The following is a 14,959-nucleotide window of genomic DNA, read 5'->3' on the forward strand; positions in this document are numbered from 1 at the left end:
CACCTGTTCCCATGCCGAACACAGAAGTTAAGCTCTTTAGCGCCGATGGTAGTCGGACTTACGTTCCGCAAGAGTAGGACGTTGCCAGGCAATTAAAGACCCTAATGGGTCTTTTTTTTATGCGCTAAGAGCTTTATACTTCAACCGAAAATAATTGTCGGTTTTTGAGGAATACATGAGCAAAAGCTCATGCATAAGTTCCACTAATATAATGAAATATAATCTGATGAGAGAGTCACAAGTTTACCTTAATAAATATAAAGTTAGAATTTAAAATAGGACTTGATAAAAAAGCCGAAACATATATTTAATATGCCTCGGCCATAATATACATATAATCATTGTATAAGAAGGTATAGAAAAGTTTATTTTTCATATAAACAATGAAATTCCTTTAGTATGCATAACTAAATTAGTAAGGAATAAAGCATTTTATTTTCATTAATATAAATATTAGAATTATCAAACTCGTCTACATTTGCTTTTAAGTTATCTAAGTCTTTGTGATTATTTAATTGAATACCTATGATTACTGTGCCTGTATTTTGAGAAGATTTTTTTAGATACTCAAATTTAGTTATATCATCTTTAGGTCCAAGGACTTCATTAACAAATTCTCTTAATGCACCAGGACGTTGTGGGAAATTTAAAATAAAATAATGTTTCATTTCTTCGAATAATAAGGAACGTTCTTCAATTTCTTTCATTCGATTAATATCATTATTACCGCCGCTAACTACACATACAACTGTCTTACCTTTGATTTCTGCTTGATATTGATCAAGCGCTGCGACGCTTAACGCACCAGCAGGTTCTGCAACAATGGCTTGTTTTGAGTACATATCTAAAATAGTGGAACAAACAGCACCTTCATGTACTTGAACATAGTCATCAACTACATTTCTACAAATATCAAATGTGATTTGACCAACACGTGCTACAGATGCACCATCAACAAATTTATCTATATCAGGCAATGTGACAATTTGTTTTTCTAAAACTACTGAAGCATACATACTACTTGCACCAGCAGGTTCTACACCAATAATTGAAGTCTCAGGAGCATGTTCTTTAAAGTAAGTACCTACGCCTGAAATTAAACCGCCACCACCGATTGCAGCGAATAAATAATCAAATTGAATATCGTCTTCTTTTGATTGTTCAAGTATTTCTTTTGCTAGTGTCCCTTGTCCAGCAATTGTAAAAATATTATTGAAAGGATCAATAAAGTTCATGTTATTTTCTTCTGTGTAAACAAGAGCTTCTTTTAAGCAATCATCAAATGTATCTCCAGTTAAAACTACTTCAGTATTACTGCCACCAAAGAATTTCACTTGATTAATTTTTTGTAATGGGGTAGTTACTGGCATAAAAATCACTGCATTTAAATTCAACTTACTAGCAGTATATGCTACACCCTGAGCGTGATTACCAGCACTAGCACATGTAATGCCGTTTTGGCGATCAATTTCATTTAGCGCTATAATTGCATTATATGCACCTCTAAGTTTAAATGATCTTACCCATTGTAAATCCTCACGCTTAAGATAAACATTACAATCATATTTATGAGATAAATAATGATCTTTTTGTAATGGTGTCTCTTTAGCAATATCTTTTAATTGTAAATAAGCTTCATCGATATCTTTAGAAGACACAGTAGTTTTTACAGTCATATGATTTCACACCTTTACTTATTAATTTAGTAATTATTTAATACGTTTTTGCTGTTTCATAGGCTTTAATTGCATCTTCGTATTGTAAAGTTAATGCAATATCATCAAGTCCATTAACGAGTTTATTCTTCCAAGTTTCATCGATTTCAAAATCAAAAGATTTGTCTAATGTAGAAACTGTTTGATTTGGTAAATCTACAGTAATTTTACTTGCTTGTGCAAGATATTTTCTTGTATTTTCATCTAAAACTATTGGTAACATAGCATTTTTAGTGCAATTCATATAAAATATATCACTATAACTACCAGCGATAATAATATCAAAACCATAATCTTTGAGGGCCCAAGCGGCGTGTTCACGACTTGAACCACAACCAAAGTTTTCCCCAGTAATTAAGATTGAAGCCCCTTTATATTCAGGCTTATTTGGATTAAAGTCTGGATTATCTGATCCATCATCTAGGTAGCGCCACTCATCAAATGCAAAAGGACCGAAACCTGATTTTGATATGCGTTTCAAATGTGCTTTAGGTATAATTTGATCGGTATCAATATTATCATGGAATAATGGAACTACTTTACCTGTATAAGTAGTAATAGGTTTAATTTCCATATCAGACAACCACCTTTCTTACATCTACAAATTTCCCGTTAATTGCTGCAGCTGCTGCCATAGCAGGGGAAACTAGGTGTGTTCGTGCACCTTTACCTTGACGACCTTCAAAGTTTCGGTTACTAGTTGAAGCACAATGTACGCCGTCAGGTACTTGGTCAGGGTTCATACCTAGACACATTGAACAACCAGGTTCACGCCAATCAAATCCTGCTTCTTTGAAAATTTTATCAAGCCCCAATTTTTCTGCTTCGATTTTTACAGTACGTGATCCTGGAACGACAATAGCTGTAATATTTGGATGCACTTTATTTCCTTTTACGATATGACTAGCTTCAACCAAGTCAGAAAGACGAGCATTTGTACATGAACCTAAGAATACATAACCTAGATTAATATCTTCAGCTTTTTGACCAGGTTCAAGACCCATATAATTATAAGCACGTTCATCGTTAACATTCTTTATTTCAGGGAAAGGTGTATGGAAACCAACGCCCATTTCTGGGCTTGTTCCCCATGTTACTTGAGGTTCTAAATCAGATACATCCATTTCAATGACTCTATCAAATTCAGCGTCTTCATCTGTATAGAGTTCGCGCCAAGAATCAACATCATATTCAAAATTAGTAGAATATGGACGTCCTTTAACATAATCAAATGTAGTTTCGTCAGGAGCCATCATACCGTATTTTGCACCTGCTTCAATAGCCATGTTACAAATAGTCATTCGCGCTTCCATAGATAAGTTTTGAATTGTTTCACCAGAAAATTCTAATGCGTATCCCGTACCAAAATCAACACCATATTGGTTAATTAGATATAGAATAATGTCTTTTGCATAAACACCAGTAGGTAATTGTCCAGTGACTTCAATTTTTAGATTCTTAGGTTTGGTTTGCCAAAGTGATTGTGTAGCAAAAACATGTTCTACTTCACTAGTACCAATGCCGAAAGCAATTGCACCAAATGCACCATGTGTTGCAGTGTGTGAATCTCCGCATACTATAGTTTTTCCTGGTTGTGTTAAACCTGTTTCAGGTCCAACCATGTGGACAATACCTTGTTCATCTGAACCCATATCAAAGATATGAACACCAAAAGCCTTAGCATTATTTTGCAAAGTCGTAATTTGTTTATTTGCAATTTCATCTTTAATATTAAAAATATCTACAGTTGGCACATTATGGTCAAGTGTCGCATAAGTTAAATCTGGTCTGCGTAGTTGTCTATTATTAATTCTTAATCCCTCAAAAGCTTGAGGAGATGTGACTTCATGTATTAGATGTAAATCTATATATAATAACTGTGGGTCACCTTCTTTACCAGTTAAGACATGTTTGTTCCAAACTTTGTCAAATAGTGTTTTACCCATATGACATCTCCTCCTTTTTTAAAGATTTTTCTTAACGTAATTAAAAATATCAGATGTATTATAATCACCATTGAGATCGCGTGTTGTTTTACCTTCTTTAATTAATTGATAAATAACTGTTTCTAATTTATCAGCTGCCTTGTTTTGGTTTAAACTTTCTCTAAGGCACATTACAACAGATAGTAGCATACCAAATGGATTAGCAATATCTTGATTAGCAATATCAGGTGCTGAGCCATGTATAGGTTCATAAAGTCTAGGTCCATGTTCACTGAAACTTGCAGAAGGTGATAGTCCTAGAGAACCTGGAATAACAGATGCTTCATCACTTAAAATATCACCGAATAGATTTTCTGTAACAATGACGTCGAATTGTGATGGGTTAGTTATTAAGTGCATAGCACAAGCATCAACAAGTAAATGATTCACTTCAACTTCAGGATACTCAACCGCAACGTCGTTAATCACTTGACGCCACAATTTACTAGAGGATAAAACATTTTCTTTATCTACTGAAGTTAATTTTTTATGGCGTTTTTGAGCTAAATCAAAACCAACTCTAGCAATTCTTTCTATTTCAGCTCTGGTATAGGTTAATGAATCGAGCGCATCGTTATCATTTAATTGTTTTGGTTCACCGAAGTAGATACCGCCAGTTAACTCTCTTACTAAAATGAAATCTGTACCTGCAACACGTTCTTCTTTAATAGGGGATAAATGACTAGTGCCATTTGTAACTGTAGTAGGGCGTATATTTGCAAACAGACCTAATGCTTTACGAATACCTAATAAACCTTGTTCTGGTCTATTATTAGGATCTGTCCAATTAGGCCCCCCCACAGCGCCTAATAGAATTGCGTCTGCATTTTTGCAAGCATTTAATGTTGATTCTGGAAGTGGTTCACCGTGGTTATCAATGGCAATGCCACCAAAATCATGTGTTTCTATATCATAATAAAAATTAAAGGATTTACTTAGTTGTTGTAATACTTCTAATGAACCATTCAATATTTCAGGTCCAATTCCATCTCCTGGAAGGGCTACAATCTTATGGCTCATGAGTGAATACCTTCTTCCTCATGAGTATTTGCAACATATTTGGCATGTGCTTCAACATATGATTTACAAGAAGCTAATAAGATATCATGGTCAATACCTACACCAGTAACAATTTGATCATCTATCTTAATTTGTACATGTACTTCTGCTTGGGCATCAGTACCTTCAGTTACCGAATCTATGCGATATTCAATAAGTTCTGTCTTGCGATCAAAGATACGATCAACAGCGTTGTATACTGAAACAATTGATCCTGTACCAATACTTGAATCTTGATAAGTATTACCATCTTTATCTTTAATGACGACAACGGCACTTTGTAGTCCATTAGATACAAATTGTAACTGTAATGTTTCTACTTTATATATAGCATTTTGTTCATGCTCTGTGCCTTGAATTAATGCATGAATATCACGGTCTGTGACTGATTTTTTCTTATCTGCAATTGTTTTAAACTGTTTAAATAAGGCTTTTTGATCTTCAGGCTCTACATCGTATCCTAAAGCTGTCAGTTTTTCTGCAAAGGCATGTTTACCTGATAGTTTACCAAGAGGTAGTTCAGTTGTTTTTACACCAACTAGTTGTGGCGTCATAATTTCATATGTTTCTGGATTTTTCAGAACGCCATCTTGATGAATCCCAGATTCATGACTGAATGCATTTTGCCCGACAATGGCTTTATTTCTAGGGACTCGAATACCCGCAAATCTTGCAATTAAATCTGAAGTTTGTTTGGTTTCTTCTAGGATGATTTTTGTCTGATTATTGTAATGATCTTGTCGAACGTAAAGGCCGAGAGCAACTTCCTCGAGAGCTGTATTACCTGCACGTTCCCCAATACCATTTAATGTACCTTCGATGCGTTTTGCACCATTTTCAATTGCTGCCATACTATTGGCTACAGCAAGTCCAAGATCATCATGACAATGCGCACTATAAATTACTTCATGATTCGTTGTTATTGATTCTTGCAGTGTTTTGAAAATTTGGCCATATTCTTTAGGATAACTGAATCCTACAGTATCAGGTATGTTGATTACACTGGCTCCGGCGTCTACAGCTGTTTGAACACATTCGATTAAAAATGATGGTTCTGTTCTTGTAGCATCTTCAGGTGAAAATTGAACGACATCAAAGTATTGTTTCGCATAAGATACATGTTCTTTGATTGAAGCTAATACTTCTTCTTTAGACATCATTAATTTTGAATCTCGGTGTATTGGACTAGTCGCTATAAAAACATGAATTCTCGGTTTTGCAGCTTCTTTTGTAGCTTCATATACAGCATCTATATCTTTCTTTACACAACGTGCTAATCCACAAACTGCAGTTGTAGTTAATGCTCTAGATATTGCTTCAACAGATTTGAAACTACCAGTACTTGATGCAGGAAAACCAGCTTCTATGATATCGACGCCCCATTTTTCCAATTGTTTTGCTATCTTTAATCTTTCATCGAATGAAAAGTTTACTCCAGGTGTTTGCTCACCGTCTCTAAGTGTTGTATCAAAAATTTGAATATGGCTACTCATTTTCAACATCTCCTATTACTAAATTTTAGACACGATTATTAAGTCGTAAGTATTAAAGAATCTCAAAGAGGGGAAAAACTATAGTGTGATTATGCCTAATGAGATTCTTCTTACCACGAGTTAATAAATTTAGTGTCTATTTATTTTTCAATACTTTTAGATTTAATGAAAGGCATCATTTCACGAAGATCTCTACCAACTGCTTCGATCTGATGTCCATGTTGCTCTTCACGTAATTTATGGAATTCTTCAAAGTTATTTTCATTATCTTTAATAAAGCGATCACTGAAGTTTCCTTTTTGAATATCTTCTAGTACAGCTTTCATATTGTCTTTTACATCTGGAGTGATAACACGTGGTCCAGAAACATAATCGCCAAATTCTGCTGTATTAGAAATTGAATAGCGCATGTTTTCCATTCCGCCTTCATACATTAAATCAACGATAAGTTTCATTTCATGTAACACTTCGAAGTAAGCAATTTCAGGTTGATAACCCGCTTCAACTAATGTTTCAAAACCAGATTGAATTAATTTAGTAGTACCACCACATAAAACGGCTTGTTCACCAAATAAATCAGTTTCAGTTTCTTCTTTAAATGAAGTTTCTAATACACCAGCACGTGTAGCACCGATACCTTTTGCATAGCTTAATGCTAAATCAGTAGCTTCACCACTAGCATCTTGTTCAACGGCGAATAGGGCAGGGACTGCGCTACCTTCAGCGAATGTACGACGCACTAAATGTCCTGGTCCTTTTGGTGCAACTAAGAATACATCAACGTCTTCTGGTGGTTGGATAACACCGAAATGAATATTAAATCCATGAGCGAATACTAATGCATTATTAGGTTCTAAATTAGGTGCAATTTCTTCTTTATATACTTGTCCTTGGATTTCATCTGGTAAAAGTACCATGATAACATCAGCTTGTTTTGCTGCTTCATTTACAGGGTACACTTCGAAGCCGTCATCTTTTGCTTTATCAAAAGAACGTCCATGTCTTATACCGATAATTACGTCATAACCGTTGTCTTTTAAATTTTGAGCGTGGGCATGTCCTTGAGATCCATAGCCTAAGACTGCTATTTTTTTACCTTGTAAAGCGTCTTTCGTTACTGATTGGTCATAATAAACTGTTGTCATAATAAAATCCTCCATGTTTTTAAAAATTTAGTTATTGTTGTTTCAAAACTATACTAAAGCTGCTGAACCAGTTCTTGAAACTTGTTCAATTTTATATGATGATAGATCATCTAATAAATTATCCATCGTATATTGTGGACCTGAAGCTTGAAGATAAGTATACTCATCTTCATTTTTCAATATAGAGACTAGCGCATCATAAGGTTTGATTACTTTTTGTAAGTCTTGATGATTTATTGGTTTTTGTAATTTCACCAATACCAATTCTCTATTGTAAGTATTGGTTTCGGTAATATCTTCAACATCTATGATGTTAATTTGCTTTTCAAGTTGTTGTAATAAATTACGTAATACATCTGTATCTGGTACTTCTGCTACAAAAGTTATATCAGATATACCTTCCTCTAATGTAGGTGTAGCAGAGAGTGTAACGATGTTAAATTGTCTACGAACAAAAATACTCGTTAATCTATTTAATGTACCAGCTTTATCTCTTACCTTAGTTCTAAATGTCCTTCTCATAATAGTCCCTCCATCTCATGGTTGGCTTTACCACTTGGTACCATAGGAGTTACTGGTTCGATTGGTGAAATACGAACGTCGATTAGTGCTGGTCCATCATGTTGGAAAGCCACATCAATTTGTTGTTCTAATTGTGCAGGATCATCAACGATATACCCTTTGACATTATATGCTTCAGCGATTTTTAAAAAGTCCGGTTGACCATTAAATACTGAATGTGAGAAACGTTTATTGAAAAACTTATCTTGCCATTGTTTAACCATACCTAGAGTACCGTTATTAACAATTACAATTTTTATATCAAGATTGTATTCTTCTAAAATTGCCATTTCTTGGTTGGTCATTTGGAAACCACCATCGCCTACAAAGCAAATAACTGTTTTATCAGGTTCTGCAAGTTTTGCTCCAATAGCAGCAGGGATACCAAATCCCATTGTTCCTAAACCACCACTTGTTACAAGTTGACCGTGGTCTTTGAATGGGTAGTACTGAGCAACCCACATTTGATGTTGACCCACATCAGTTGTTACGATTGCATCTCCATTTGTGACTTCACCTATATACTCAATTGTCCGTTGTGGTTTGGAGAAAACACCTTGCTCATCTTCTTGATAGGCAAAAGGTTGATTTACTTTGTTTTCATTACAAGTTTCTAACCATGATTCATGTTTAATTGAATAGCTATCAAAATCTAATAGTGCCTCTAATGTAGCTTTACAATCTGCAACAATGCCTAAATCTACTTTGATTATTTTATTAATTTCTGATGGATCGATGTCTATGTGAACGATTTTAGCATTTGGCGCAAATTCATCTGGATTACTAGCTAAACGGTCATCAAAGCGGCTACCAAAGTTGATGAGTAAATCACATTCAGTTAATGCCATATTACTGGCGTATGATCCATGCATACCGCCCATACCCAAGAAATAGGGGTTTTCATATGGTATTGCACCAAGACCAAGTAATGTACTAACTACTGGTAATTGATGTCTATTTATAAATTCAGTAAATACATCATTTGCTTTTGCATGGTTAATGCCTGCACCAGAAAGAACAACGGGTTTTTTAGAGCTTTTTAAATAATCACGAAGTTTTTGTATGTCTTCCTTTGCTGGTTGATTTGGTACTGTATAACCTGGTAATTCTATTTCGTTTGTGGTTTGAGCGTTAGTTGATAAAATACCCATATCTTTAGGGAAATCGATAACGACAGGGCCTTTTCTACCACTATTAGCGATATAGAAAGCTTCATGGATTATTTTAGGAATATCATTAACATTTTTTACTTGGTAGTTATGTTTTGTTATTGGTGTTGTCATAGAAAGTAAATCTGCTTCTTGGAAGGCATCTTTACCTATGCCTGGTGTTGCTACTTGTCCAGTGATTACTACCAAAGGTAACGAGTCACTATAAGCATCAGCGATACCAGTGATAGCGTTTGTTGCCCCTGGACCACTTGTTACAACAACTACACCAGTATTGCCTGATACACGTGCATAACCTTCTGCTGCATGAGTAGCACCTTGTTCATGTCTTGCTAGAATATGCTTGATTTTACCTTCATAAAAAGTGTCATAAAGCGGAAGGACCGCACCACCAGGATATCCAAATATAAAATCTACTTTTTCATTTGCAAGAGATTCAACGAGCAATTCTGAACCAGATTTCATTTCATCTATTGTTTCTTGTTCTAATTCAACTTCAGGTTCAACAGTTTCAGCGGCTTCTAAATAATCGAAATTTTCTGACATTTCTTGTTCAAGCGTTTCAGTTTGTTTAGACATAGTGCTCACTCCTTAAATTAGATTTTCTGGTACTTGCATGATTCCACCTGTATTAGCGCTTGTTACTAAAGCAGTGTAACGTGCAAGATAACCTGTTTTTACTTTTGCTTTAAATGGTTTTAAATCTTGTTTTCTAGCTTCTAATGTTTCAGTTGACACTTCAACGTCTAAGGTTCTATTTGTTAAATCAATTGTAATTTCATCACCATCTTTGATGAGTCCAATTGGGCCACCTGAAGCTGCTTCTGGAGATACATGACCTACTGCGATACCACGTGTTGCACCTGAGAAACGGCCATCTGTTATTAAAGCTACATCTTTACCTAATCCTCTACCTACAATTGAGGAGGTAGGAGCTAACATTTCTGGCATTCCAGGACCACCTTTAGGACCTTCGTATCTAATAACGACTACATGACCCTCACGAACAATATGATTATCAATTGCTTCAACTGCTTCATCGTGTGAATCAAAACAAATTGCTTTACCTTTAAATACTTTAATAGATGGGTCAACTCCACCAACTTTTATAACTGCACCTTTTGGCGCTATGTTACCGTATAAAATGGATAAGCCACCTTGTTTATCATAAGGGTTATCAAGATGCCTAATAACATCACTGTTTAAAATCGCCTTATCTTCATTATTTTCTCGTAATGTTTTGCCTGTAGCTGTTATTCTGTCTGGATGAAGTGTGCCTTCTTTTTTGAACAATTCATTGATGATTGCAGGAACGCCACCAGCTTCGTGTACATCATGCATTGAATATGAAGAGCTAGGTGCAATTTTTGAAAGATAAGGTGTCTTCTTGGCAATTTCATTGATTCGTGTTAAATCATAATCAATACCGGCTTCATTAGCGATTGCAAGTGTGTGTAATACAGTATTTGTTGAACCACCCATTGCCATGTCTAATGCGAATGCGTCATCAATTGCTTCACGTGTTACGATATCTTTTGGTTTTAAATCGTTTTTAATGTTATTTACTAATTTAAATGCTGCTTCTCTAATCATTTCTCTGCGTTGTTCACTAACTGCTAATGCTGTACCATTGTACGGAAGGGAAAGACCTAATACTTCCATTAAACAGTTCATTGAATTGGCTGTGAACATTCCAGAACATGAACCACAGGTAGGGCATGCATTTTGTTCCATATCTAAGAATTCTTCTTTTGAAATTGAACCATCTTTAAAAGCGCCTACTGCTTCAAACATTGATGATAATGTTAAGGCTTTTCCTTCAGAAGATAATCCTGCTTTCATAGGGCCTCCTGAGCAAAAGATTGCTGGGACATTTGTTCTTACTGCAGCTAATAACATGCCAGGTGTTATTTTGTCGCAGTTTGGAATGTAAAATACGCCATCAAACCAGTGTGCATTAATTACAGTTTCTGCTGCGTCTGCGATGATTTCTCTAGAGGGTAAGGAATATCTCATTCCAATATGGCCCATTGCGATACCATCATCTACGCCGATTGTGTCAAATTCAAAGGGAATTGCGCCTGCTTCACGAATTGCTTCTTTGGCAATATCTGCTAATTCTCTCAGATGTACATGTCCTGGGACAATATCGATATACGAATTACAAATTGCCACGAAGGGCTTGTTCATATCTGTTGGTTTTTCTAATGCACCAGTAGCGTGCAAAAGACTTCTTGCTGGAGCTTGCTGATCTCCTTTTTTGATCATATCGCTTCTCATATCTAATTCCCCCATAAAATTGAAAATAAAAAAGCGTCCCAATAAATAATTGGGACGCTTTTAAGTCCCATTCAACTAGAATAAGGACTTAAACGTTTAGTAGTTTCTTTACTAAAGTTCCAGTCCTATGAGCATAATAAAATGACTAAAATATTTGAAGTTGTCGGTTGATATTGCATTGTATGTTTGGTCATTTTATTATACTCCTCTCGATAGAATGGTTTATTTTTTGATTTGTTTGAAATGTCTAAAAATTTGATAAATTAAATTTACTACATCATATTGGCGATGTCAACAACTTTTTGTAATTTTCTATCAATTCAAACTATTCTAATTTAGTAAGAACTTGTTTCACTTTGAAGTAATATTGGAAAAAATTTGTTAAACTATAATAGTTAATTTTATGTATATAAAAAATTATAAGAATGTATAGACGCAAAACTTTTGTTTAAGCTTTGCAAAGTTTATTGTACAACAGTGACTACTAATGCATAAGCGATACAAATCCAAATAAGTTTGGAAGAGTAAGAGGACCGCCTTAGCTTAAAGCCAAAGCAAAAGTGCCACTAATCCAAATGAATTTGGAAGTGTAAAAAGGACCGCCTTAGCTTAAAGCCAATGCATAAGCGACACTAATCCAAATAAATTTGGAAGTGTAAAAAGGACCGCCTTAGCTTAAAGCCAATGCATAAGCGACACTAATCCAAATGAATTTGGAAGTGTAAAAAGGACCGCCTTAGCTTAAAGCCAATGCATAAGCGACACTAATCCAAATGAATTTGGAAGTGTCGCTAAAAAAGGGAGAGGACAATGATAAAAATTAATAATATCAATGACATGTCACATTTTGGTGAGGTGTTAACAAATTATCTGTCTGCCGGTGACTTAATTTTACTAAATGGAGACCTAGGTGCTGGAAAAACAACTTTAAGCCAATATATCGGAAAAGCTTTAGGTGTAAAGCGAAACATTAATTCTCCAACGTTTAATATAATAAAGTCATATCAAGGTACAGATTTAAAATTACATCATATGGATTGTTATAGATTAGAAGATTCAGAAGAAGATTTAGGATTTGAAGAATATTTTGAAGATGACGCCGTAATTTTGATTGAATGGAGTCAATTTATAGCAGAATTTTTACCTGATTATTATTTATCTATTAACATTCAAATGGGGAATACTACTGAACGCACGATAACTATAGATGCTCAAGGGGAGCATTATCTTAAAATTAAGGAGGATGTTGAACGTGAACTATCTGCTAATTGATACGTCCAATCAACCTTTATCCGTTGCCATAACACAAGGTGATAAAGTGTTAAACGAGATAAATACTAACGAGAAAACAAATCATTCGGTGCAGTTGATGCCAGCTATTTCCAAAGTGATTACTGGCAGTCAAATAGCAAAGGAAGACATAGATGCCATTATTGTAGCAGAAGGGCCAGGTTCGTATACTGGTCTGAGAATTGGAGTTACTGTAGCGAAAACGTTAGCCTATGCTTTAAATGCTGAACTATATGGTATATCTTCACTGAAAGCACTTGCTGCAACAGCACCTGAAGAAGCTGGTTTAATTGTACCTATATTTGATGCGCGACGTGAAGCTGTTTATACAGGAGTTTATAAAAACGAAAATGGAAAACTAAAACAAATTATAAAAGACCAATATATTACAATTAAGAGCCTGTTAGATATATTACACGAACTAGCTGAACCATATAAATTTATTGGAATAGATAGCGAAAAGTTAGAAGCTCTATTAGATAGTACTTGTATTCCAAATTTACCACAAGCCAAGTATATGCAAGCACTCATAGATCAACCAACTGATGTACATCAATTTAAACCAAACTATATTAAAGTGTCCGAGGCTGAAAGAAATTGGTTAAACCAACAGAACAAGAGTTAAATATTAGGTTAATGAATTTGGGAGATGTCCCTCAAGTATTTGATATAGAAAGAAATAGTTTTAATGATAGCAGTTGGTCAATTGATGCATTTTATCATGAAGTGGAAAAAAATGAATTTGCACATTACTTCATTATAGAATTTAACGAAAAAATAATTGGCTATATAGGTGTTTGGATTGTTATAGATCAAGCACAAATAACTACGGTTGCTATTGATGAATCATATAGAGGTTATGGGCTTGGACAATTACTACTCAAATATGCAATGAGTTATGTACAAACTAAATGTGAAGTAATGAGTTTAGAAGTGCGTGTGGATAATGAAATTGCACAACATGTTTATACAAACTTAGGCTTTCAATATGGTGGTAAGCGAAAAAATTATTATGGTGAAGGTGAGGATGCAATAGTTATGTGGGTGAATTTAAATGAATGAGACAACAATAATATTAGCAATTGAATCCAGTTGTGATGAAACAAGTGTCAGTGTTATTAAAAATGGAACAGATATACTGAGTAATATCGTCCTAAGTCAGATTGAAAGCCATAAAAGATTTGGGGGTGTCGTACCAGAAGTAGCGAGTAGGCACCATGTTGAAGGTATCACAACTACTATTGATGAAGCGTTGAACACTGCTGATGTAACAATGCTGCAGGTTGATGCAGTAGCAGTCACGCAAGGTCCTGGATTAATAGGGGCGTTGCTAGTCGGTATAAATGCTGCGAAAGCATTAGCATTTGCATATGACAAACCATTAATTCCAGTTCATCATATAGCAGGTCATATATACGCGAATCATTTAGAAAAGCCACTCCAGTTTCCGGTCATGTCTTTAATCGTTTCGGGTGGACATACAGAATTAATTTATATGAAAGATCATTTGAACTTTGAGGTTATTGGTGAAACTAGAGATGATGCCGTAGGTGAAGCATATGACAAAGTAGCTAGAACCATCGGGCTTAGTTATCCAGGGGGGCCACAAGTTGATAAATTAGCAGCTCAGGGACAAGATAGTTATGATTTTCCAAGGGTATGGTTAGACAAAGATAGTTATGATTTTAGTTTTAGTGGATTAAAAAGTGCAGTAATAAACAAACTTCATAACGTTCGACAAAAAGGTGAAGAAATTAACGAAGCGGATGTTGCCACAAGTTTCCAAAATAGTGTGGTTGAAGTATTAGTTGGCAAATCTATATCAGCATGTGAAGCTTATAATGTAAACCAACTTATAGTTGCGGGTGGTGTAGCGAGTAATAAAGGTTTAAGATCTGCATTATCTGAAGCTTGTGAAAGTCATAATATCACACTCTCAATACCAAGCCCTAAATTATGTACAGATAATGCTGCTATGATTGGTGCAGCGGCTCACTATTTATATAGTGCTGGTGTTACAGCAGATATGACATTGAATGGTGTTAATAGTTTAGATATTGAATCATTTACAGTTAAATAATTAGTGAAAATTATCAACTTAATATTAGGTAGTTACTTTCAAAAAGGTCCTGGATATCAATAAATGTCTTGGACTTTTTTGTGTTTATCAGACTCATGGATGTTAGATAAATTAATTGTTGATCTTTAAGTTTTTAACTATTTAAGGTTGTAGTACAAAAATTTAAAATTCTAAACTTTATA

At 34.9% G+C, this 14,959-nt stretch carries 13 protein-coding genes and 1 rRNA gene; 5 read left to right on the top strand and 9 right to left on the bottom strand.

The annotated features are described in order from the left end of the window. Positions 1-90: ribosomal RNA gene (gene rrf, locus ACSUE0_RS11645) — 5S ribosomal RNA — on the top strand; the annotation flags it as partial. Between the two features lie 317 nt (positions 91-407). Here the strand turns inward: rrf and ilvA are convergent. The 9 genes from ilvA to ilvD form a co-directional block, all read right to left on the bottom strand. Then, entirely contained in the window at positions 408-1,676 is a 1,269-nt protein-coding gene (ilvA, locus tag ACSUE0_RS11650; RefSeq protein ID WP_017723409.1) for a threonine ammonia-lyase IlvA, read from the bottom strand. A gap of 37 nt (positions 1,677-1,713) precedes the next feature. After that, a complete protein-coding gene (gene leuD / locus ACSUE0_RS11655; protein WP_017723410.1) occupies positions 1,714-2,289 on the bottom strand; it encodes a 3-isopropylmalate dehydratase small subunit in 576 nt (191 codons plus the stop codon). A gap of 1 nt (position 2,290) precedes the next feature. After that, positions 2,291-3,661 (bottom strand): 3-isopropylmalate dehydratase large subunit, encoded by a 1,371-nt coding sequence (gene leuC / locus ACSUE0_RS11660; RefSeq protein WP_107541734.1) that lies wholly within the window; start codon positions 3,659-3,661, stop codon positions 2,291-2,293. Positions 3,662-3,679: 18 nt separating this feature from the next. Further along, positions 3,680-4,720 (bottom strand): 3-isopropylmalate dehydrogenase, encoded by a 1,041-nt coding sequence (leuB, locus tag ACSUE0_RS11665; RefSeq protein WP_436957483.1) that lies wholly within the window; start codon positions 4,718-4,720, stop codon positions 3,680-3,682. Then, positions 4,717-6,252, bottom strand: a complete 1,536-nt coding sequence (locus tag ACSUE0_RS11670) for a 2-isopropylmalate synthase (protein WP_436957485.1) — start codon at positions 6,250-6,252, stop codon at positions 4,717-4,719. The genes leuB and ACSUE0_RS11670 overlap by 4 nt, the downstream gene beginning before the upstream one ends. 140 nt (positions 6,253-6,392) lie before the next feature. After that, on the bottom strand, positions 6,393-7,397 hold the full coding sequence (ilvC, locus tag ACSUE0_RS11675) for a ketol-acid reductoisomerase (RefSeq protein ID WP_119614218.1): 1,005 nt from the start codon (positions 7,395-7,397) through the stop codon (positions 6,393-6,395). A gap of 48 nt (positions 7,398-7,445) precedes the next feature. Further along, entirely contained in the window at positions 7,446-7,919 is a 474-nt protein-coding gene (ilvN, locus tag ACSUE0_RS11680) for an acetolactate synthase small subunit (RefSeq protein ID WP_119614219.1), read from the bottom strand. Further along, entirely contained in the window at positions 7,916-9,706 is a 1,791-nt protein-coding gene (gene ilvB, locus ACSUE0_RS11685; protein ID WP_436957488.1) for a biosynthetic-type acetolactate synthase large subunit, read from the bottom strand. Before ilvB ends, ilvN begins: the two co-directional genes overlap by 4 nt. Before the next feature lie 12 nt (positions 9,707-9,718). Next, on the bottom strand, positions 9,719-11,407 hold the full coding sequence (gene ilvD, locus ACSUE0_RS11690) for a dihydroxy-acid dehydratase (RefSeq protein WP_119614221.1): 1,689 nt from the start codon (positions 11,405-11,407) through the stop codon (positions 9,719-9,721). An 810-nt stretch (positions 11,408-12,217) separates the two neighbouring features. On the opposite strand from ilvD, the gene tsaE reads away from it, so the two are divergent. The 4 genes from tsaE to tsaD are packed head-to-tail and all read left to right on the top strand — an operon-like array spanning position 12,218 to position 14,777. Then, complete coding sequence (tsaE, locus tag ACSUE0_RS11695; RefSeq protein WP_436957490.1) at positions 12,218-12,679, top strand: tRNA (adenosine(37)-N6)-threonylcarbamoyltransferase complex ATPase subunit type 1 TsaE; 462 nt, start codon at positions 12,218-12,220, stop codon at positions 12,677-12,679. After that, positions 12,660-13,322, top strand: a complete 663-nt coding sequence (tsaB, locus tag ACSUE0_RS11700; protein ID WP_119614223.1) for a tRNA (adenosine(37)-N6)-threonylcarbamoyltransferase complex dimerization subunit type 1 TsaB — start codon at positions 12,660-12,662, stop codon at positions 13,320-13,322. Before tsaE ends, tsaB begins: the two co-directional genes overlap by 20 nt. Next, positions 13,295-13,759, top strand: a complete 465-nt coding sequence (gene rimI, locus ACSUE0_RS11705; protein ID WP_017723420.1) for a ribosomal protein S18-alanine N-acetyltransferase — start codon at positions 13,295-13,297, stop codon at positions 13,757-13,759. Before tsaB ends, rimI begins: the two co-directional genes overlap by 28 nt. Then, positions 13,752-14,777 carry a tRNA (adenosine(37)-N6)-threonylcarbamoyltransferase complex transferase subunit TsaD gene (tsaD, locus tag ACSUE0_RS11710; RefSeq protein WP_436957493.1) on the top strand — a complete coding sequence of 342 codons (1,026 nt, stop codon included), beginning with the start codon at positions 13,752-13,754 and terminating at the stop codon, positions 14,775-14,777. Before rimI ends, tsaD begins: the two co-directional genes overlap by 8 nt. Positions 14,778-14,959: the final 182 nt, after the last annotated feature.

It is taken from the genome of Staphylococcus sp. AS1337, from assembly GCF_051408735.1.
GTDB lineage: Bacteria > Bacillota > Bacilli > Staphylococcales > Staphylococcaceae > Staphylococcus > Staphylococcus xylosus_B.

Excerpts from the sequence above, each read along its gene's own strand:
- tsaE (WP_436957490.1), top strand. The coding sequence starts at position 12,218 with ATGATAAAAATTAATAATATCAATGACATGTCACATTTTGGTGAGGTG.
- ilvB (WP_436957488.1), bottom strand. The coding sequence starts at position 9,706 with ATGTCTAAACAAACTGAAACGCTTGAACAAGAAATGTCAGAAAATTTC.
- ilvD (WP_119614221.1), bottom strand. The coding sequence starts at position 11,407 with ATGAGAAGCGATATGATCAAAAAAGGAGATCAGCAAGCTCCAGCAAGA.
- ilvC (WP_119614218.1), bottom strand. The coding sequence starts at position 7,397 with ATGACAACAGTTTATTATGACCAATCAGTAACGAAAGACGCTTTACAA.
- ilvN (WP_119614219.1), bottom strand. The coding sequence starts at position 7,919 with ATGAGAAGGACATTTAGAACTAAGGTAAGAGATAAAGCTGGTACATTA.
- ACSUE0_RS11670 (WP_436957485.1), bottom strand. The coding sequence starts at position 6,252 with ATGAGTAGCCATATTCAAATTTTTGATACAACACTTAGAGACGGTGAG.
- tsaD (WP_436957493.1), top strand. The coding sequence starts at position 13,752 with ATGAATGAGACAACAATAATATTAGCAATTGAATCCAGTTGTGATGAA.
- leuD (WP_017723410.1), bottom strand. The coding sequence starts at position 2,289 with ATGGAAATTAAACCTATTACTACTTATACAGGTAAAGTAGTTCCATTA.
- leuC (WP_107541734.1), bottom strand. The coding sequence starts at position 3,661 with ATGGGTAAAACACTATTTGACAAAGTTTGGAACAAACATGTCTTAACT.
- ilvA (WP_017723409.1), bottom strand. The coding sequence starts at position 1,676 with ATGACTGTAAAAACTACTGTGTCTTCTAAAGATATCGATGAAGCTTAT.
- leuB (WP_436957483.1), bottom strand. The coding sequence starts at position 4,720 with ATGAGCCATAAGATTGTAGCCCTTCCAGGAGATGGAATTGGACCTGAA.